The 18,108-nt window shown below is 70.2% G+C and carries 19 protein-coding genes and 5 pseudogenes; 17 read left to right on the forward strand and 7 right to left on the reverse strand.

Annotation, left to right across the window (positions count from 1 at the left end; genetic code table 11):
* Nucleotides 1-26 precede the first annotated feature (26 nt).
* The 5 genes and pseudogenes from AB0H32_RS38460 to AB0H32_RS38480 all read left to right on the forward strand — a co-directional run bounded on the left by AB0H32_RS38460 (nt 27) and on the right by AB0H32_RS38480 (nt 2,400).
* Nucleotides 27-305, forward strand: a complete 279-nt coding sequence (locus AB0H32_RS38460; protein ID WP_361131053.1) for a hypothetical protein — start codon at nt 27-29, stop codon at nt 303-305.
* 147 nt (nt 306-452) lie between these two features.
* Nucleotides 453-677 carry a hypothetical protein gene (locus AB0H32_RS38465; protein WP_361131056.1) on the forward strand — a complete coding sequence of 75 codons (225 nt, stop codon included), beginning with the start codon at nt 453-455 and terminating at the stop codon, nt 675-677.
* Nucleotides 580-1,119, forward strand: a pseudogene (locus tag AB0H32_RS38470) (V-type ATP synthase subunit B); the annotation flags it as partial. The gene AB0H32_RS38465 and the pseudogene AB0H32_RS38470, both read left to right, overlap by 98 nt.
* 25 nt (nt 1,120-1,144) lie before the next feature.
* On the forward strand, nt 1,145-1,765 hold the full coding sequence (locus AB0H32_RS38475; RefSeq protein ID WP_361131059.1) for a hypothetical protein: 621 nt from the start codon (nt 1,145-1,147) through the stop codon (nt 1,763-1,765).
* A gap of 14 nt (nt 1,766-1,779) precedes the next feature.
* The gene (locus tag AB0H32_RS38480) at nt 1,780-2,400 is read left to right on the forward strand and encodes a V-type ATP synthase subunit D (protein ID WP_361131062.1); all 621 of its coding nucleotides are present in this window, start codon (nt 1,780-1,782) and stop codon (nt 2,398-2,400) included.
* A 68-nt stretch (nt 2,401-2,468) separates the two neighbouring features.
* Here the strand turns inward: AB0H32_RS38480 and AB0H32_RS38485 are convergent, their stop codons facing one another.
* Nucleotides 2,469-2,891 (reverse strand): Hsp20/alpha crystallin family protein, encoded by a 423-nt coding sequence (locus AB0H32_RS38485; RefSeq protein WP_361131065.1) that lies wholly within the window; start codon nt 2,889-2,891, stop codon nt 2,469-2,471.
* A 173-nt stretch (nt 2,892-3,064) separates the two neighbouring features.
* Here AB0H32_RS38485 and AB0H32_RS38490 point away from each other — a divergent pair.
* The 3 genes and pseudogenes from AB0H32_RS38490 to AB0H32_RS38500 all read left to right on the forward strand — a co-directional run.
* Nucleotides 3,065-3,501: pseudogene (locus AB0H32_RS38490) on the forward strand (nicotinate phosphoribosyltransferase); the annotation flags it as partial.
* Between the two features lie 506 nt (nt 3,502-4,007).
* Complete coding sequence (locus tag AB0H32_RS38495) at nt 4,008-4,997, forward strand: nitroreductase (RefSeq protein WP_361131068.1); 990 nt, start codon at nt 4,008-4,010, stop codon at nt 4,995-4,997.
* A gap of 33 nt (nt 4,998-5,030) precedes the next feature.
* Nucleotides 5,031-5,159, forward strand: a pseudogene (locus tag AB0H32_RS38500) (CBS domain-containing protein); the annotation flags it as partial.
* Nucleotides 5,160-5,256: 97 nt separating this feature from the next.
* Here AB0H32_RS38500 and AB0H32_RS38505 read toward each other — a convergent pair.
* Both AB0H32_RS38505 and AB0H32_RS38510 read right to left on the reverse strand, forming a co-directional pair.
* Complete coding sequence (locus AB0H32_RS38505) at nt 5,257-6,732, reverse strand: AAA family ATPase (RefSeq protein ID WP_361131095.1); 1,476 nt, start codon at nt 6,730-6,732, stop codon at nt 5,257-5,259.
* Between the two features lie 103 nt (nt 6,733-6,835).
* Nucleotides 6,836-7,705 (reverse strand): universal stress protein, encoded by an 870-nt coding sequence (locus AB0H32_RS38510; protein ID WP_361131069.1) that lies wholly within the window; start codon nt 7,703-7,705, stop codon nt 6,836-6,838.
* Between the two features lie 197 nt (nt 7,706-7,902).
* Between AB0H32_RS38510 and AB0H32_RS38515 the strand changes: the two genes are divergently transcribed.
* From AB0H32_RS38515 to AB0H32_RS38530, 4 genes are all read left to right on the forward strand, one after another.
* Complete coding sequence (locus AB0H32_RS38515) at nt 7,903-8,721, forward strand: universal stress protein (RefSeq protein ID WP_361131072.1); 819 nt, start codon at nt 7,903-7,905, stop codon at nt 8,719-8,721.
* Between the two features lie 151 nt (nt 8,722-8,872).
* Nucleotides 8,873-9,478, forward strand: coding sequence for a hypothetical protein (locus AB0H32_RS38520; protein WP_361131074.1), 606 nt, complete (start codon nt 8,873-8,875; stop codon nt 9,476-9,478).
* A 28-nt stretch (nt 9,479-9,506) separates the two neighbouring features.
* A complete protein-coding gene (locus AB0H32_RS38525; RefSeq protein WP_361131077.1) occupies nt 9,507-9,794 on the forward strand; it encodes a DUF1876 domain-containing protein in 288 nt (95 codons plus the stop codon).
* 197 nt (nt 9,795-9,991) lie between these two features.
* On the forward strand, nt 9,992-10,912 hold the full coding sequence (locus AB0H32_RS38530; RefSeq protein WP_361131078.1) for a pyridoxamine 5'-phosphate oxidase family protein: 921 nt from the start codon (nt 9,992-9,994) through the stop codon (nt 10,910-10,912).
* A gap of 37 nt (nt 10,913-10,949) precedes the next feature.
* Here the strand turns inward: AB0H32_RS38530 and AB0H32_RS38535 are convergent, their stop codons facing one another.
* Both AB0H32_RS38535 and AB0H32_RS38540 read right to left on the reverse strand, forming a co-directional pair.
* Nucleotides 10,950-11,291 (reverse strand): BON domain-containing protein, encoded by a 342-nt coding sequence (locus tag AB0H32_RS38535; RefSeq protein ID WP_361131080.1) that lies wholly within the window; start codon nt 11,289-11,291, stop codon nt 10,950-10,952.
* Between the two features lie 536 nt (nt 11,292-11,827).
* Nucleotides 11,828-12,172, reverse strand: a complete 345-nt coding sequence (locus AB0H32_RS38540) for a helix-turn-helix transcriptional regulator (RefSeq protein WP_361131082.1) — start codon at nt 12,170-12,172, stop codon at nt 11,828-11,830.
* Between the two features lie 103 nt (nt 12,173-12,275).
* On the opposite strand from AB0H32_RS38540, the gene AB0H32_RS38545 reads away from it, so the two are divergent.
* The gene (locus AB0H32_RS38545) at nt 12,276-13,250 is read left to right on the forward strand and encodes a zinc-binding dehydrogenase (protein WP_361131084.1); all 975 of its coding nucleotides are present in this window, start codon (nt 12,276-12,278) and stop codon (nt 13,248-13,250) included.
* A gap of 145 nt (nt 13,251-13,395) precedes the next feature.
* Nucleotides 13,396-14,328, forward strand: a complete 933-nt coding sequence (locus tag AB0H32_RS38550; protein WP_361131086.1) for an EamA family transporter — start codon at nt 13,396-13,398, stop codon at nt 14,326-14,328.
* Between the two features lie 319 nt (nt 14,329-14,647).
* Here the strand turns inward: AB0H32_RS38550 and AB0H32_RS38555 are convergent.
* Nucleotides 14,648-15,319, reverse strand: a pseudogene (locus AB0H32_RS38555) (transposase family protein).
* Nucleotides 15,320-15,480: 161 nt separating this feature from the next.
* Nucleotides 15,481-16,044, reverse strand: a complete 564-nt coding sequence (locus tag AB0H32_RS38560) for a hypothetical protein (RefSeq protein ID WP_361131089.1) — start codon at nt 16,042-16,044, stop codon at nt 15,481-15,483.
* A gap of 445 nt (nt 16,045-16,489) precedes the next feature.
* Here AB0H32_RS38560 and AB0H32_RS38565 point away from each other — a divergent pair, with 445 nt between their 5' ends.
* The 3 genes and pseudogenes from AB0H32_RS38565 to AB0H32_RS38575 form a co-directional block, all read left to right on the forward strand.
* Nucleotides 16,490-17,161: an ArsR family transcriptional regulator gene (locus AB0H32_RS38565; RefSeq protein ID WP_361131091.1), complete on the forward strand. Its 672-nt coding sequence runs from the start codon at nt 16,490-16,492 to the stop codon at nt 17,159-17,161.
* Between the two features lie 47 nt (nt 17,162-17,208).
* Nucleotides 17,209-17,364, forward strand: a complete 156-nt coding sequence (locus tag AB0H32_RS38570) for a hypothetical protein (protein ID WP_361131093.1) — start codon at nt 17,209-17,211, stop codon at nt 17,362-17,364.
* A 333-nt stretch (nt 17,365-17,697) separates the two neighbouring features.
* A pseudogene (locus AB0H32_RS38575) lies at nt 17,698-18,108 on the forward strand (IS21 family transposase); the annotation flags it as partial.

Genomic DNA, 18,108 nt, shown 5'->3' on the forward strand with positions numbered 1-18,108 from the left:
CCCGCCGAGGACCATAGGGGGCAACCATGTACGGCACCCCGTACATCGTCAGCGATGTCATGACCCACACCGTCGCCTCGGTCGGCCGGCGGGCCGCGGGCCTCGCTGTGCATCCGCCGCTCGCGCAGCCTTCCGGCGCGTCCGGGCCGGTGACCGGACGCCTCGAAGACAGCAGCCCCGAGAAAACCACGGCGCTCGTGGAGGCCGTGCTGACAGTGATCGACCGCTGTCTCGAAATGACGGACACCGGCACCCAGGCGGATGCCGTCGAGGCGGTCGACTTCCCCCCTGCTGCGAGCGCGTGAAGCGGCCGGCCCGGCGGAGACCGCTCCCGTGACGGCTGCGCGGGACACGGTGCTGGCCCGGCTCGAGGGGGCGGCCTGAGCGGCCTCGCCGACATCGAGTACACGGCCGTAAGGGAACTGCGCGGCCCACTCGTGGTCGTCGAAGGCGTGAGCGGGGTCGGCTGGGAAGAGTTCGCCACGATCCTCCTCGACTCCGGTGAGCGACGGCACGGGCTGGCCCTGGAGGTGAACCGGGATCGCGCGGTGGTGCAGGTCCTCGAGGACACGGCCGGGCATGGACCGGACCGGCACAGGCGTCGCCTTCTCGGGCACACCCCTGCGGACACCGGTCGGCGCCGGATGGCTGGGGCGTGTGTGCAACGGGCGCGGTGAGCCGGCCGACGGTGGGCCACCGGTGCTGAGCGACACCTACTCCGCCGTCGGCGGCACACCCGTCGACCCGGTGCGCCGGGAACCGCCGAACGAGCCGGTGCTCACGGGAGTGGGCGCCGTGGACGTGCTCACCACGCTGGTGCGGGGCCAGAAGCTGCCGGTGTTCTCGTCGGCCGGGCTCCCGCACCTGGAGCTGGCCGTACAGATCGCGGCCCGGGCGACGTGCGGCGCAGAGCCGTTCGCCGTCGTGTTCGCCGGCATGGGACTCACGCACGCCGACGCGGCGTTCGTCCGTGACGGGCTGGCCGCCCGCTCCGCCGCGCGGGAACTGGCCCTCCTCGGCAACACGGCCGACGACCCGGTGATCGAACGGTTGCCGACCCCCCGTCTCGCCCTGACCGTCGCCGAGCACCTGGCGTTCGCCAGGGGGCGTCACGTCCTTGTGGTGATGACGGACATGACGGCCTATGCCGAGGCGCTGCGTGAGGTGTCCGCCGCGCGGGGGGGGGAGAGAGATCCCGGCCCGCCGGGCGTACCCGGGCTACCTCTACAGCGACCTCGCGTCCCTGTACGAGCGCTGCGGGAGGATCAGGGGCCGCCCGGGGTCAGTGACCGTGCTGCCGGTGCTCACCATGCCGGCGGGCGACATCACCCATCCCGTTCCGGACCTCACCGGTTACATCACGGAGGGTCAGATCGTGCTGTCCGCCGAGGTGCACGCGGCAGGCACCTATCCGCCCGTCGATCCGCTGGCCTCACTGTCGCGTCTGATGCGCAAGGGTGCGGGACCGGGCCGGACCCGGACGGACCATCCGGCCGTGGCCGCGCAACTGATCGCCGCGCTGGCCCGGTCCCGGCAGGTGGGTGAACTCGCCGACCTGATCGGGCCGTCGGCGCTCAGCCCGACCGACCTGCGCCACCTGGATCTGGGGGATGCCTTCCGGAGCCGGTTCCTGGCCCAGGGCACGGACGAGAACCGTTCGTTGGAAGAGTCCCTGGACCGGGCGTGGGAAGTGCTGCTGACCCTGCCGCGCAGCCAGCTCGGCATGATCCCGGCGGACCTGCTCGACGCCCACGCCCCGCCGTAGGACGAGGGGCCGACGTGAGCACGCGCGGGCGGCGGGTGCCGCCGGGACGGGCGGGACGGCTGCGACTTCGCCGTAACGTCGCCACCGCGCCGCGCCGAGCAGATCTGCTGGAACGCAAACTCCGGCTGCTGCTGGACGGGGAGCGCGCGGAGCGACGGGCAGCCGAGGAAGCAGGCTCAGTGTGGCGGGAAGACCTGGCCGACGCCGACACTTGGCTGGTGCGCGGGGTGCTGCTCGGCGGCGAACAGGCGCTGGCCCAAGCCGCGCCCGCGGACCGAGCACACATCGACGTCCCGTGGGCCGCGCTGACGGGCGTACGCCCTCCCGCGGCCGTGGCCTGGACGGCGCCCGTCCGCTCCCCGGCGGAGCCGACACCGCCCGACACCGCGCTCGCCCACGCCGAGACGGCCTACTGTGCCGCGGTCCGCGCCGCCGCGGAGCACACCGCTCACGTAGCAGCCGCCGAACTGCTCGCCGGCGAAGCCACACGAACCCGGCAGCGGGTTCGCGCCCTGCGCCGACACTGGATCCCTCGGCTGCAACGGGAACTGGCGGCGATGGAGCCGGCGTTGGCGGAGGCCGAACACGAGGAAGCAGTGCAACGCCGCTGGGCTGCCTCTCACGGTGCCCGATGAGGGCGGCCCGAAGAGCCCACGCCGGTGGCGGGCCTGTGCTGGGGCCCGCCACATTCCATCGACTGTCGTCATTTGCCGTGCTTGATCTCGACGTGCTTGGCCTCCGGCTTCTCGGCGCCCAGGCCGATGCTGACGGTGAGCATGCCGTCGCTGTAATCGGCCGTGACGTCGTCCTCGTCGGCGCCCGGCGGCAGCGTCACACTGCGGCTCATCGCGCCGTAACGGAACTCGCTGTGTTCCTTCGTGATGTCCTTCTCGGTGCGTTCGGCCTGGACGGTGAGTACCCCGTCACCGATGGACACGTCGATGTCCTCGGGGACCATGCCGGGAAGCTCCGCCCGCATCACATAGCGGTCGTCCTCCATGTAGTCCTCGATGCGGACCGTGTACAGGTCACCCATCGTGGGCATCGCGAACCGCGCCGGAAGGTTCTCGAACCAGTCCGGCATCTCCGGGAACGCGAACCTCTGCCTGCGTGTCAGTGTGGCCATCGCCGTACCTCCTCGGCTGTCGCCTAGCCTGCCGACACGTCCAGTCCAGCGTGCACGGGCCCGCAACGCTGAGGCCGAACAGCCCATGTCGGGGGTCCCTGAAGTCCCTTTCCTTCCGGGCATGCGCGTTCAGACCGGTGGAGAAGGGACGACCACATCCGGCGGCGATCGTCATGTCCGACGTCACCACCACCGATCTCTACGAAGTGACCATGGCCTTGTCCTACCTCCGGGAGGACATGCGGGCCCCGGCCACCTTCAGCCTCCTCGTCCGTGACCTTTCGCCCGGCCGGGGCTTCCTGGTCGCCGCGGGACTGGAACCGGCCCTGGACCTCCTGGCCGACTACCGTGTGGAGCGGGAGGACGTCAAGGAGTTCTCGGCCGCGCCGCACCGCTCGGTACAGGACCTCGAACCGCTCCTCGGCCTCGCCTTCGAAGGTGAGGGCGTGCCGTCCCGGAGGGCCATGTGGTGTTCTCCGGTGAGCCACTGCTGGAGGTGACCGCCCGGCTGCCGCAGGCCCGGCTCGTCGAGACATACCTGCGGAACCAGCTCTGCCACCAGACGGTGGTGGCGTCCAAGGCAGCCCGTTGCGTCCTGGCCGCCGCCGGCGCGAGGAACCGCCGGACGCGGCACCGCCCCCGTTGCGCACCGTGATGCGCAACGGTCGTCGGACAGGACCGCCGCACAGCCGGCGCGCCGGATCCACGATCCCCGAGCCGGTCCACCCGAAAACCTCCCGGGTTCTGGAGGAGCTGACGGCCGAGGTACGGGCAGACATCGAGGCACGGTTCCGGCCTGGCCGCCTCGCCGCTGTCTCCAGCACGGCTACGCCCCCCTCCTCGGCGCTGTCCGCCGGACCGTCGTGAAGGGTGCCGCGGTGGGCCGACGGGGAACGAGGCGAGGACCAATGGCCCCTGGAGTGCTGACCACGCCGGGTCTTCCATGAGATCGGCGGCACCGCTGCGCACCACCGCCAGTCACGGAGGCTTCACCGGCATGCTGCTGGGCTCGGTCGGTCAAGGAGTGCTGCGGCACTCCCGCTGCCCGTGATCGCCGTTCCGGCGAGGCCGACGTAATGCCGGGGCGCCGCGCCCCTGCAGAGAAGGGAGCCACCGGTGACTGCACACCCCTTGGACGTGAACGCCGTCTCCGCGCTCGTGGCGGATGCCGGTGCGGCACCTTCGCTGCACAACGCGCAACCCTGGAGGTTCCGCTTCCTGCCAGACAGCGCCGTCCTGCGCCTGTACGCCGACCTGGAGCGAAGCCTGCCACGCAGCGACCCGGACAAGCGAGGCCTGTACCTCGGCTGCGGCGCCGCGCTCTTCAACCTGCGGGTGGCCGCAGCAGCAGCGCGGCTGGCGCCGGTCGTACGGCTGTTGCCCGACCCGGGCGACGCGGAGCTGCTCGCCGAGGTGGGCCTGCGTGGCTCCGTGTCACCCGACGAGACGCTTGCCCGATTGCACCCGGCGATCATTCGCCGCCATTCCAGCCGTTTCCCCTTCCTCGACGAGGACATCCCGATCGACGTGGTGGGGCGACTGCGCGACGCCGCCCAGGCCGAGGGAGCCCAGCTGTTGTTCCCGGGCGCCTGGCACGTTGAGTCGATCTTGGAACTGGTGCGGGACGCCGAGGGCGAGCAGGCGCTGGACCCTGGCCTCCTCGGTGAAACGGCGCAGTGGGCGCGGACGGAACCGTCGGACGTCGTGGGGGCGCCCGACGGCATCCCCGCCGAGGCGTTCGGCCCCCGCCCACGCGGCACCGGGGCATCTGTGCGTGACTTCGCCGTCGGGCGGCCGATGCCGGGACGTGGCTGGGCGTCCTTCGAGAAACACCCGCACATCGCTCTGCTGGGCACGGCCCGCGAGGGGCCGGCGGACTGGCTGCTCGCAGGCCAGGCACTGGAGCGGGTCCTGCTCCAGGCCACCACGGACGGGCTGGTCGCCTCGATGACTTCCCAGCCCTTGGAATGGCCGGAGCTCCGATGGGTGGCTCGCGACCCCGTCTCGGCCATGGCCCACGTGCAGATGGTGCTCCGCCTCGGGTACGGCCCCGAAGGCCCCGCGAGCCCGCGGCGACCGGTGGCCGACCTGCTCGACATCACCTGAGGCGGGTCCGGTCGCAGGAAGGTCTCCGAGGTCATGCCCGCGCCGCCGGTGTCCGTTCCGCCTCATGTCTCCCTGCTGGAGGTGCCCCGGCGGATGACCGGGGCCGCCGTCGGCTCCGTCCTCGTTCTCGAGAACGGGACGCTCTGCGGCATCGTCACCGACCGCGACCTCGCCGTACGCGGCGCGGTACTCACTCCCTCGTTCCCCACGTCCACGGTCACCCTCGCGGTGCTCCCGGGCAACACGGCTGCCTCCCCGCTCAGTCCGGCTCCATGTAGGGGCGACGGAAGACCGGGGCCTGGCCGATGCCCCATGGGCGTACAGCTGTCAGCGCGCGGGCGACAGCCGACTGCAGGGGGCCACTGGTGTCGACTGCGACGGCTTCGGGCCAGGGCGCTTCCCTGGCCGCCATGGCGGCGGCGATGTCGGGGCCGGCATCGGACGGGCCGACGGCACGCGTGGTCAGTCGGGCCGCCGACACGTCGTCCGGCACCTGGCAGTGAAGGGCCACCAGATCGGCACCGGTGCGTTCGGCCACGCGCAGGGCCGCCTCACGCTGTCCCGCGTCGGACCACGTGGCGTCCAGGACGACGGACTCGCCGCAGGACATCAGGGCGGCTGCGCGATCGAGGAGGGCGGCATAGGTTCTGGCCGTCCACTCCGTCGTGTACAGGCCCTCGCCGTAGCCGGCCGCAGCAGACTGCTCCGCGGGGATGCCGGCCAGTTCCTTGCGGAGGCGGTCGCTGCTGAGCAGGGTGACCCCCAGCCGGTCGGCCAGCGCTCCGGAAAGGGTGGACTTCCCGCTGCCGGGCAGTCCACCGACCAGGGTGAGCGAGACGGCAGATGTGCGCAGGTGGCGCAGCGCCGTCGAGGCCAGCCGCCGTGACGCCGCTTCCGCACCGGGCGCGCCCTGCCGGGCCTGGATCAGGGAGACCTTGGCGCGGACGAAGGCACGGTAGGCGACGTAGTGGTGCCACAGGGACGAGGGCGCGGGATCACCGGAGTACTCGCTGTACCGGGCGAGGAAGTACGCGGCCGCGTCCGGGGCGCCGAGCCGTTCCAGGTCCATGGCGAGGAAGGCGGCGTCGTCCAGGCCGTCGACATAGCGGAGACGGTCGTCGAACTCCAGGCAGTCCAGGACGCGAGGGCCGTCGTCGAGGCAGAAGATGTCCTCGGTGAGCAGGTCGCCGTGGCCGTCGACCACCCGTCCCTGCTCGATACGGGAGTCGAACAGCCGCTTGCGGCCGCCGAGGTAGCGGCGCACCAGCCGCTCTACCTCGGTCACCCCCTCGAGGACGAAACCCTCGGCGGCCAGGGCGCGCACCTGTGCGAAGCCGGCCTCCCAACGCGACGAGAGCGCATCCCGCGTGCCTTGGTCGTCCACGTCACGGCCGCGGGGCGCATCCGCGTGCCAGGCGGCGAGGTGCCGGGCGAGGGCCCGGAGGACGTCGTCGACGGCGTCTCCTTGCCGTACCAGGTGAGAGAGGCGGCGGTCCGCCGGCATGCGGCGCATCACCACGAGGGGTTCGGGCGCCTTCTCGTCCGGGCTGCGGAACTCGCCCAGCCCCAGGTAGACGTCGGGGGCGAAGCGGCGGTTGAGCGCGACTTCGCGCTCGCACGCAGCCCGGCGAGTCGCCACCGTGGTGTAGTCCAGGAACTCGAGATCGACCGGTTTCTTGACCTTGTAGGCGCGGTCGCGGACGAAGAACACGATGGCGGTGTGCGTCTCGAACACCTCTGCGCGGGGCAGCGGCCCGCCCTCGTGCCGGGCACCGGACCGGAGCGCGGACGCATCGGCCGAAGGCATCGGCGCCGCCGATGTCCCCTGGAGGCCGGGCTCAGTCATGAGGGACGACAGCGACGGGGCAGCGCCCGTGATGTATGGCAGCCTGCGCCACGGGGCCCAGGTGGGGCGCAGTACCATGCCGATGCCGGCGACGCCCCACGACCAGCAGCACGGCGCCTTCGGCAGCCTGTACGACGGCCTTGGAGGGGCTGTCCAGACGGACACTGTCGGACACGTCCACCCGCGGGTACTTCTCTCGCCACAGGTGCAGCGCCTCACTCAGCCGCTGGTACGCATCCCGCGACATCTCCTCGGTGACCTCGTGGTCCACGCCCCAGGGCACCCGTGCATGGAGCGGCACGCTTCGCCCGTGGACGGCCAGGAGAGGAACGCCCCTGGCCGCAGCGGTGTGAATGGCGAAGTCGAGAAGCGCGTCGGAGGATCCGTGCAGTTTCAGGGCCACGACCACAGGGCCCACGGGTGTCGGGGGCGATCCATGCTCCCGAGGTTCGGCGCGGACGAGCACCACCGGCCGCTCCGCCCGTGCCACGACGGGCATGCTGACATCGCCCAGGAAATAGCTCTCGACGGGTTCCAGACCACGCGAACCAAGCACCATCATCTCCGACTCCGACGCCGCTTGGAGCAGAGCGTTCTGAGCGTCGTCGGCCACCAGGTTCCCGACGATGGAGAGGCCCGGGTGGCGCCCCTGGAGCTCTGCTCGCGCCGTGTGGACGAGACGCTTCGCCCAGTAGTTCTGATCGACCTCTGCGGTGACGCGGGCGGGCTCCGGCGCCAGCAGCGGCCACGCGTGCTGCAGGCGCAAGGTGAGCTTGCGCTTCTCTGCCTCGTCGGCGGCCCAGCGGGCGGCGGCAAGGCTCTCGGGTGAACCATCGAGGCCCACGGTGACGGCTTGTTGCATGGCGGCGGCCTCCGTCTCGTACGAAGCTGGAATGACGGTGGACGAGTCCGATCGAGTGACTGGTCCGGACATCGCTCATACGCCGATCGCGGTGCGTTCTCTCATTCGAGGATCGCTCCGACCCCCTCCGCGGCGCATGCGGACCGGTGGAGGAGGGGCCGGAGCGGTGGAATCCGACGCGAGAGGAGACAGCGACGGTGACGATTCCCGTGGTGGTCGGCGTCGACGGATCCGAAGCGAGCCTGGAGGCGGTCGACTGGGCCGCCGACGAGGCGGTCCGGCACGGGGTGCCGCTCCACATCCTGTACGCGGCGTCCGAAAACCACGAACCGCCGGACGTGATCGCCGTGGCATCGGAACAGGCAAGGAAGGTCGCTCCCACGGTGCTGCTGTCGAGCGAGGTGTCGCACGAGGAAGCGGCCTCCGCCCTGATCGGCAAGGGGCGCAACACCTTCGCGCTGGTGCTCGGGTCCAGAGGACTCGGAGACCTCGACGACATGCTCCTGGGGTCTGTCAGTCTCGCCGTGGCCGCGCGGGCCGACTGCCCGGTCGTCGTGATCCGCGGCGAAGTGGCCCACAGGGACGGGCGGTTCGGGACCATCGTCGTCGGCATCAAGGACGAGGAGAGCAGCGGCACGGCCCTGGAATTCGCGTTCCGCGAGGCCCAGGCGCGGCGCTGCCGGCTGGCGGCAGTACACGTCTGGAGTGCACCGTCCGATGCTTTCGGTGCGCCTGAAGACCCGTCGTGGCCGCTGGAGGCGCACGTCCGCCCGCCTGCCCAGGTGCTCGACGACGCTCTGCGCGGGCTCACGGAGCGCTACGGCGACGCCCTGGTCGAACGGCGGCTGATCGAGGCACCGGCGCGCCAGGCGCTGCTGGAGGCGGCCTCGGGGGCGGACCTTCTGATCGTCGGCGCCCGCCCGCGCCTCGTGCACCGGGGCCTGCAACTGGGCCTGATCAGTCATGCGCTGCTGCACCACGCGCCTTGTCCCACCGCGGTCGTGCCTCACATATGACCGCCGCCGGCTGAGCCGGCCCCTGACGACTGCCGCCCCTCGGGGCCGGACGCCGGTCCACAGGGACTTTCGGCCCCGTGACCGATGTCCACCGGTGTTCGATCGTGGACGCGGCGGGGGAACCGACCAGCAACGTGCTGGAGGCCGCGTCATGAGCACACATGGCTCGCCGTCCGCATCCGGTCCGCCCCTGCCGCGCAAGGGAGCCCCGGCACATGAGGTGAACCCGCTGAGGCGTACGTCCGACAGGGTCGAATCATGGTTCCGCCAGGTGCTGGTGCTGTTCCTCGTCCTCGGACTGCCGGTGGCCGCGCTCAGCGCGGGGCTGACCGCGTACGGGGCGTCCATGCGCACCATGCGTGCCCAGGCTGCGGAGCGACACGCGGTCACCGCCCGACTGACGTCCGACGTGCTGGGCAACACCCGTGTGTCGCAACAACCGGCGCAGATCCGCTGGACCGAGCGGAACGGCGTCGTGCGCACGGGAACCACCCTCGTGGAGCCGGGAACGCCCAAGAACACGATCGTGCGGGTGTGGGTGGACCGGGACGGGACCATCACCAGTCCGCCGATGAACGCGGTCGGCGCGAAGGCCGACGGCTGGTTCGTGGGCGGTATGGCGGCACTCGGTACGGTCGCCGGGAGCTACGCGGCACGAGCAGCCGTGCGCGTATCGCTGAACCGGAGAAGGTACGCGCAGTGGGAGAGGGAATGGGACCAGGTGGAGCCGCTGTGGTCCGGGCGTTTCCGCCGCTGACCGACAGACCGGAGTGAGGAGGATGGCAATGTCACACACGGCCGAGTGGACGGTACGTCTCCACCTCTTTGAAGACGACGACGGAACGACGAAGGCACACGTCATCCTGGACACCGGCACCACGGAGCTCACCGGCGACGGCACCGCGCACTGCCATCCGGCGGACACGAACGTGCCGGAGATCGGCGACGAACTCGCGGCGGGCCGGGCCATGCACGACCTCGCCCACCAGCTGCTGAACGCTGCCGGAAACGACATCCAAGGCATGGTCGGCCTCCGGCCGAGCATCCGTGAGCCTGTTGGACGGCCCCCGTGAAACCGGGGCATTCAAGACGGGCCATCAGGAACGGCGGGCGTCGTCCCGGGTCATGAGTTCCTCGACCGTCCGGTTATGCATGTCGCCTCCCGGATACGGGCCGCCCGCCTCGCGGATACGGGTTCTCGTCCAATGCGGCGGTGTGTCCCGCGTGGCAGGTTGGAATACAGCACCATATTGAGCAGAGGGCGGCGATCATGCGAGCTCACCTCGGCGACCAACTCGTCATCGAAAGTGCGACGACCGGCGGCGCCAAGCGCGACGGCGAGATCGTCGGGCTCCACCACGAGGACGGAACCCCTCCCTACGACGTGCGCTGGTCGGACACGGACGAAGTGACGCTGGTCTTTCCCGGGCCCGACGCGCACGTCCGCCATCTCGAGCACGGACAGCCCGGGACCACCACTGGGACAGGGCCGGGCGCGGGTCAGGCGGAGGCTGTGCCCGCCGCCGATTCTCCGACCGGGAGGGCCGACCCCGGCGACATCGGCCGCCGCGTGGGCGTCGAACGCCGCAGAAAGGAGCTTGCTCTGGAGGAAACGGCCCGCCGCGCCCGCATGTCGCCCCGCTACCTGGCATACCTGGAGGAGCACCCCGCCGACCCCACGATGACGGCTCTCATCAGGCTGGCGGACGTATTGGGCACCACAGCCGCCGCGCTGCTCGGCGCAGGCATGGATGTCCCGCCCGGCCAAGGTCGGGCACTGCAGCACCCGCAGTTGCGAGACCTCGCCCCGGACGAATGCCGCGCTCTGCTCTCCACGCACGGTGTCGGCCGCATCGCAGTGTCGGCGCCCGACGGCCGCCCGGCAGTCGTCCCCGTCAACTACGACGTGGTCGATGAAGCCATCGTCTTCCGGACTGCGCCCGACTCCATGGCCGCCGCAGCTCTGGAAACGGAAGTCGCCTTCGAGGTGGACCACGTGGACGAGGCTCTGAGCCAGGGCTGGAGCGTGCTCGCCGTCGGCCGTGCGAGCGTCGTGACCGATCCCGACGCCGTGCGCAGGCTCGTCCAACACGCGTACACCACGCCATGGGCCGGCGGTGAACGCGAGATGTGGATGTCGATCCGGCCCAGGAGTCTCACGGGCCGTCGCATCACTCCGGGCGATCAGTAGACGTCGGTGCACGGTAGAGCGCTGTGGCGGCCTCTGCTCACGGCGTGGTCTCGGCTGCGTCCGGGGCGGCGTCCTCGGCACCGAGCCGTGCCTCGACGGCCACCACGCCTTCCACAGCGTGGACCAGCCGCTCGGCGACCCAGATGAGCGAGGTGTCGGGGACGCGGCCGCGGAGCGTGACGACCCCGTCCTGCACGAACACGTGGATGGCGTGGCCGACGGTGGGGAAGAGGCAGGAGATCACGGTACGGCGGACTTCCTCCTCGATGTCCTCGTCCGACCGCAGGAAGACCTTCAACAGGTCGCCTCGGCCGACGACGCCCGTCGGCCTTTCCTCGTCATCGACCACGGGCAGCCGTTTGACGTGCTTCTTTGCCATGATCCGGACTGCCCGGGCCAACGTGACGTCGGGGCGGACCGTATGGCAGGCGTGCTCATGAGCTCCTCGGCGGTCTGCGCCTCGGCCTTGGTCAGGGCGGACCGGCGCAGGATCCCGGTCGCGCCGGGTGGGTCCGCCCTCCCGGAACTCTTCCCTGCTCGCCACGGCCGGGAGGGCGCTGGCGCCTGAGGAGGTACCGGCCGGGAAGCAGGACATGGGGCGCGATCTGTCGACAGGGCTGGTTCAAGCCCTGGCGCTCGCAGGGGAGAACACGCTCGGTCTCTTTGCCGAGCGCCGACACCCGCCGTCGCCGCGATCACTGGCGCGGTCGCACACGTAGCGGCGGGCGGACTGGGTGGGCTCGTGCCGGTACACATGCACACAGCGCCGCGAGCGACGTCACCGTCCTGGGCTGTCGGTCATGAACAGGGCCGACTGGTCCGGCGGCTGTGACGTGCCTACCGTTCGGTCCCGTCGGCCGCCGGAGTCGGGCTGTGGCGGGGCCGCGGACTACCCGACAGGCGTGCTGGCGGGTGTCAGGAGGCTTTGTCGTCGCGGAGTGTGAGATCGAGCAGGCCGGGGAAGCGGGCGTCGAACTCTTCCCTCCGCAGCCGGTTGAGTCGTTTGGGTCCGTCGTCGCGCTGTTCGACCAGCCCGGCAGCGCGCAGGACCGAGAAGTGGTGGCTCTTGGCCGCCCGGCCGACGGGAACGTCGAAGTTGCTGCAGCTCAGGGACCAGTCGGGATGGTCGGCCAGTGTGCGCACCAGCTGGATGCGGACCGGGTCGGCGAGTGCGGTCAGCGCGGTCAGCAGCGGGACCTCGTCGGGGTGCGTGAAAACGGGTACCGGCCGGTGGCTCTTGCCCGGCGTCTTGTCCGTCATCGCTCTCCTCTCCGGCGTTGTCTTTTGCGGAGTGTTCGATGAACATCATACAGTGCGAGTGTTCACTTCCCGTCGAACACTCTCGGGAGAGGTGGTTCTGCGTATGCGTGCGGTCGAGTTCCAGGAGTACGGTGGCCCCGACGTGCTGCGTCTCGTCGAGGCCGAGGTTCCAGGGCCCGGCGCGGGGCAGGTGTCCATCGACGTCGCGTGGGCGGGCGTCAACTTCGCCGACCTCAAGGCCCGGGCCGAGGGGTACCGGGTCGCCTCGCTGCCCCACCGTCCTGGCCTGGAGGTGTCCGGGCGCATCCGGGCCGTCGGCGAGGGCGTGACGGGGCTCCGGGAGGGGCAGGAGGTCGCCGGACTCGTACAGGGTGGCGGATACGCCGACGTGGTCATCGCCGAAGCCGCGGCCGTGTTCGTGCCGCCCGGCGGCGTGGACCTGCGCACCGCGGCAACCGTGCCGACGGTGCTGCCGACCGCTCACGCCCTGGTCCACGAGGTGGGCCGGCTGCAGGCCGGGGAGAGCGTCCTCGTGCAGGGCGCTGCCGGCGGTATCGGCACGGCGGTGGGGCAACTGGCCCGCGCGGCGGGCGCCGGCGCCGTGTACGGGGTGACCTCCAGCAAGGCCAAGGCCGAGTACGCCCGCGCGCACGGATACGACGACGTGTTCTTGGCCGACACTTTCGACCAGGACGTACGCCGTGCCACCGGCGGCAGGGGCGTCGACCTGGTTCTCGACCCGGCCGGTGGAGACACACTGCGCCGCGGACTGGAAGCGCTGGCCGTCTTCGGACGCCTCGTCTCCTTCGGCAACGCGAGCGGCGCCGACCCATGGCACGCCGGACAGGCCGACCTTGCCACCCGCTCCCTGTCCATCAGCGGTTTCTCCGTCCTGGCCCTGGCCGGCACGGCACCAAACGCACTGCGCGAGCTGACCGCCCGCGCGCTGCGCACCGTCGCCGAAGGGACCGTGTCCCTGCCCGTCACCGCGGAATTCCCGCTGCAGGACGCAGCCGAGGCCCACCGCCTCATGGCCGGCCGTACCTCCACCGGCAAGCTCCTGCTGCACGTCGCCTGAGACGTACACCCCCCGACCAGAGCGCGGCAGGCACTCCAGCCGCGCCCGGTACCGCACACCGGCTCCTGACGTGCCACGCCTCCAGAGCCCTCGATCATGGACGAAAACGATGCAACTCAGCAGTGCGCCCCAAGGAATTTCGGCCGTGGCGGGCAAGGTGCCGGCCCCCTGCCTGGTCCTGGCCGGGGTCTGCGGGATCCAGTTCGGCGCGGCACTCGCTCCCCGTGTGTATCCCCAGGTGGGTTCCGCCGGAGTGGTGTTCCTGCGCCTGCTGATCGCGAGCGTACTGCTGTGCGTGATGTGGCGGCCGCGGCGCGCGGCTCTGAACCGGATGAAGGGAGCCTGGCCGACCATGCTCGGCGCGGGCACCCTGCTGGCCGGCCATCACATCGCGTTCTTCGCGGCGGTGGAAACCAACGTCCCGCTCGGCGTCGTCGCCACGATCGAGTTCCTCGGCCCCTTCACCATCGCCCTGGCCGCTTCCCGGCGCCTGGCCGACCTGGTGCCGGCCTGCGTGGCGGCAGGCGGCGTGGCACTGCTGAGCGGAGGCGGCACCGCCTCCCTGCCACCGGGCGGCATCGTCCTGGCCGCCCTGGCGGCCTGCTGCTGGGCCGGATACATCCTCGTCTCCGCCCGCATGGCCAGGCTGACCGACGGAGGCCAGGGACTGGCGGTCGTCTTCACCTGGGCCGCCTTGGTGAGCGCACCGTACGGCATCCTGCACGGTGGAACAGCGCTACTGGATCCGCACGTGTTGTGGGTGGCTGCAGTGGTCGCGGTCGCCTCCAGCGTCCTGCCCTACTCCCTCAATCTCGAAGCACTGCGCCGGATCCCGCCCCGGGTCTTCGGCGTCCTCACCAGCCTGGAACCAGCCGCCGGAGCCGTGTTCGGCCTGGCCGTCCTGGGACAGCACCTTCGCTGGCCGCAATGGCTCGGCATCGCGGCAGTCGCCGGCGCCTCCGCGGCTGCAACCCTGATGAGTTCGAAGAAGGAGCCGCGCGCCCGGAACGGGAGTGTCTCTGCCGTTGAGTCGAGCGCCGCTCACAAGGAGGACGGTGTTACGGCCGCACGTGGCTGATCCTGGCTCCGGCGCACAGGGCCCGGGGCGCAAGCGAGAACTGATCCCTCCCCCAGCGGGGTGTCCGGCGCCATCGCTGCGTCAAGGCCGGCCGGCCCGCTGACGGAGCCCGAACAGCCGACAGTCCGGGGCGAACCGCCTACCGAATAGTGCCTGGCGGGAGGCGGACGGCTAGTTCGGAGGAAGCCCGGTCAGTACAGGTGTTGGCGTCTGTCCGCAGCCACGGCGAGCCATCCGCGGCTCACACCACCCGGCCATCCGTCGCACGACTCACAACCACGGCCTTCGCGCTGCTCCACTCTGTGAGCCCTTTCCAGCCTCACTCTGAGCCGGCGAGATGAAGGGGGAGGACGGCTTGAACGAGCCGGGTGATGCGGGTCGTGGAGCATCGCAGCCAGCGGAGGAGGCGCCAGGTCTTGAGGGTGGCGACGGCCTGCTCGACGAGTGCACGGATCTTTGCATGAGCCCGATTGACGGCCTGCCGACCTGCGGAGAGCGTTCTCCCAGCGGCCGCGGTAGGAGACCGTGACCGTGCCGCCTGCGCCCTGGTGGCCCTTGTCGGCCCAGCAGTTGATGCCCGCGTCGGTGAGGGCGTCAACGATGCCGTGTTCACGGGCTGCCCTGATGCCCGGTCGATCGGCAGAAGTGTCCCGTCCAGGATCACGAACGCCCTTGCGGAGGCGGTCCGTACGGCTTCGGCGAGGGTGGGTGCGAGGTCGGCCAGGAATGCGACGGCCTCGGTGCCATGGCGGTGGACGGTCGTCGTTGCGACGCCAAACCCGGCCGCGAGCTGGGCACGGGTACGCCCGGAGCGGAGGTGGGCGAGGGTGAGCAGGGCCTGTCGGCCGGTGCTCCGGCGGCGCCACCGGGTGCCGAGAGCACGTCGATGCTGCCACCGACGGACGGACAGGAGGCGAAGGGCGGAGCTGGACACGTCGACGCCGGACGGGTGGACAAGCTCGCGAATCCTCTGGTGGACACCACGACACATCGAGGCTCCGGTTCTGGACAGCGACTTGCCCAGGCCATCCGTCCCCAAGGGGAGCCCCGTTGCGTTCGTAGCGGTCAGCACCAGGTCGTCATGACTCCGTGGCCAGCGAAATCACACCACCAACCGGAACGTGAAACGGCCCTGCCCCGAGGCGACATGCATCACCGGTAGCCGGTCCAGTATCCCTGGGTTCCAGGGCATTGATGGTAGGTGTTCGATGCCCAGAGCGCCTGGCCTGTGGAGCTCCAGATCACGAAGTTCCCGTCCGCCTGGACAATGGCCAGGTTGCCGGCGTGGCCGTCGGTTTTGGACACCCATGTGGCATGCCTGTCCACAGTTCCGTAGGTGCGCCAGAGGGAGAGGTTTCCGCTGCTCTGGAACAGAGCATCAGACAAGCCGGGATATATGGTGTTTGTGCCGCTGGACCACACTGGCTTTGTCGAACCCTGGCCCTGGCAGTACAACACCAAGTTCCCGTCGGTCTGCATCTTCAGTACGGTGAACGGCCCCCACCACTCGTGAGTGGCATCGTAGTCGGTGTCGTCGAAGCGGATCAGCGTCTGGTGGCTGCAGCCGTCGCCGCCGGTACACACGAGCGATGCCGCATGAGCCGGTTGTGCCCCATGCTGAAGAGCATGCTGCTGGACAGTGCGGCAGTTACCAGTGCCGCTCTGAGTGTTTTCCAGAATTTCGCTTTTCCTCCTGCAGCCGATGTGTTCGTGCATCCGAAGCCAGGTGTGCCGGGTACGGGCCGAGACCAGTTACAGCGCCGACTGATGTCGCCGAGGGGCGGATCGGACTCAAGACCTGTGTTGCCTCGTCTCCGCTCACGCCGGCCTCGTGATCCTCCCCTTTCTCCTCGCCTGTCCTGCTTCCTGTCCCCCATCGTTCCGGTCGCGTCCGGACCCGGGTAGCTTTCGTCATGCACGCGCAAAGGCCTTGATGAGGACGTCAAGACCATGTGGGGGCGACCTTGATACGCATTCATCTCGGGTCCGAGGGCCTAGGCAACGTCAGGATCTGCGCCCTCCCCGACTTCGACGCTGAACTGACGGCGGCCGGGGTAGCCCATGCCCACCGCGGACGGCCCTACGAACCGCTGGTACAGCTCTACTCGCGCAGCGCCGCGCCAGATCTCTCAGAGGGCGTCAGCCCCTGTACCTCTCCCACTTGTTCGCGCGCCGCGGTCCCACGCCATTCACCAAAGCCCTCGCCGAGGGAGACGATCGGGCCCACAGCGTCCTGGCCAAGGTCATCGACCAGCTGCGCAGCACCGCCGTCGAACCGCACCGCTCGGGCATCCGCTCGGCGGTCGCGGCCCGTGCGGCTGGCCTGTCGCACGTCTACGTCGGCAGCGGAGCCTCGGCGATGCTCCATCGCCTCGGACACGAAATCAGGCTCCGCCGCGGCGTCCTGGAGGTGCCGACGGTCTTCGAGGCGGACTTTGAACTCGGTGAACGTTCGCTTCAGATCCAGGCAGTAGCGCTCAGCCGACGGGTGTCCCTGGCCGAGCCCGCCAGCGATCACCTGACCCTCCGGATCCCCGCTGGAGCTGCTCCACGAGCCGAGCCGGGCCAACTGCAGGAGCTTCGTTCCCTGTTGGGCGCCATCAGAGCGGAAACGTTAGAGGCGATCGTCATGTCCGGAGGAATCACCGGACGACAATTGGCCTCACTCCTCGGCGTGTCGAACGCCGCAGCAAGTCGGACCGCCGCAGCACTACGGCGTGCCGGTCTGATTCGGAGCCTGCGCATGGGGCAGTCCGTCAAGCACGTCGCAACGCCCCTGGGCTATCACCTGCAAGCATTACCGGCACGGGACGAATGTGCAGGTGATCGCTGATCCGCGCGGAAACCTGCGAGGAGCACGGGGCGGACGTCTCCTACGGGATGGTCCGCTACTACGTCTCCGGCCGGAAACCGGAGATTCTGGTGGAGTCCGGCCAGGCGCCGCTGGAGGCTTTCGTTACGCAGACCCACCAGCCTGGGCATGAGGCAGAGGTCGACTTCGGCCACGTGACGGTGCGGCTGGCGGCGAGCTGGTGACCTGTTACCTGTTCTCCTTCCGCCTGTCGTATTCGGGCAAGGCCGTCCACCGCGTCTTCGCCTCAGCCGGTTGAGCAGTAGGACCGACAGGACGACGCCCGCCGCATCGGGGCAAGATCCAAGACGGTTGCAGAGTGCTTCGCGCTGGAACAGCCGCTGCAGCGGCCGCTGCCCGACGAACCGTTTGAGACGGGCCGACTGTTCACACCGAGGGTCGACCGCTACGGCCAGATCCCGGTCCGCACCAACCGCTACTCGGTCCCGATCAGGCTGATCGGGAAACGTGTCCGCGTCGTGCTGCACGCTTCTCACCTGGTGGTTTAGGACAGGAACGTGGAAGTCGCCCGGCACGAGAGGCTCATCGCCAAAGGCGCCGTCCGCCTGGAGCTGGACCACTATCTGGAGGCGCTCGTCCGCAAGCCCGGAGCCTTTCCCGGCTCCACTGCTCTCGAACAGGCCCGATCGGCTGGCAAGTTCACCCCCGTCCATGACGCCTGGTGGGACCAGGCCAAGAAGTTGCATGGTGAGCGAGACGGCACCCGGGCACTGATCGAGGTGCTGCTGCTGGGTCGGCACCTGCATCATGAGCACGTCGTCGCCGGCTTGGCCGCTGCCCTACGGGCTGGGGCCATGGCCGCGGCTCGACGCTGGGAGCCTGGGGGCTGTCCACCACCCAGTCCGGCACACACTCCGACGGCGACGGGCAGCCCGTGGCCTCCCGGCACGCCCAGCCGCAGGAGCTGC

This window comes from Streptomyces sp. NPDC020362 (assembly GCF_040642095.1).
GTDB lineage: Bacteria > Actinomycetota > Actinomycetes > Streptomycetales > Streptomycetaceae > Streptomyces.

Excerpts from the sequence above, each read along its gene's own strand:
- AB0H32_RS38460 (WP_361131053.1), top strand. The coding sequence starts at position 27 with ATGTACGGCACCCCGTACATCGTCAGCGATGTCATGACCCACACCGTC.
- AB0H32_RS38475 (WP_361131059.1), top strand. The coding sequence starts at position 1,145 with ATGCCGAGGCGCTGCGTGAGGTGTCCGCCGCGCGGGGGGGGGAGAGAG.
- AB0H32_RS38485 (WP_361131065.1), bottom strand. The coding sequence starts at position 2,891 with ATGGCCACACTGACACGCAGGCAGAGGTTCGCGTTCCCGGAGATGCCG.
- AB0H32_RS38510 (WP_361131069.1), bottom strand. The coding sequence starts at position 7,705 with ATGCAACAAGCCGTCACCGTGGGCCTCGATGGTTCACCCGAGAGCCTT.
- AB0H32_RS38520 (WP_361131074.1), top strand. The coding sequence starts at position 8,873 with ATGAGCACACATGGCTCGCCGTCCGCATCCGGTCCGCCCCTGCCGCGC.
- AB0H32_RS38525 (WP_361131077.1), top strand. The coding sequence starts at position 9,507 with ATGTCACACACGGCCGAGTGGACGGTACGTCTCCACCTCTTTGAAGAC.
- AB0H32_RS38530 (WP_361131078.1), top strand. The coding sequence starts at position 9,992 with ATGCGAGCTCACCTCGGCGACCAACTCGTCATCGAAAGTGCGACGACC.
- AB0H32_RS38535 (WP_361131080.1), bottom strand. The coding sequence starts at position 11,291 with ATGGCAAAGAAGCACGTCAAACGGCTGCCCGTGGTCGATGACGAGGAA.
- AB0H32_RS38540 (WP_361131082.1), bottom strand. The coding sequence starts at position 12,172 with ATGACGGACAAGACGCCGGGCAAGAGCCACCGGCCGGTACCCGTTTTC.
- AB0H32_RS38545 (WP_361131084.1), top strand. The coding sequence starts at position 12,276 with ATGCGTGCGGTCGAGTTCCAGGAGTACGGTGGCCCCGACGTGCTGCGT.
- AB0H32_RS38560 (WP_361131089.1), bottom strand. The coding sequence starts at position 16,044 with ATGCACGAACACATCGGCTGCAGGAGGAAAAGCGAAATTCTGGAAAAC.
- AB0H32_RS38570 (WP_361131093.1), top strand. The coding sequence starts at position 17,209 with ATGGTCCGCTACTACGTCTCCGGCCGGAAACCGGAGATTCTGGTGGAG.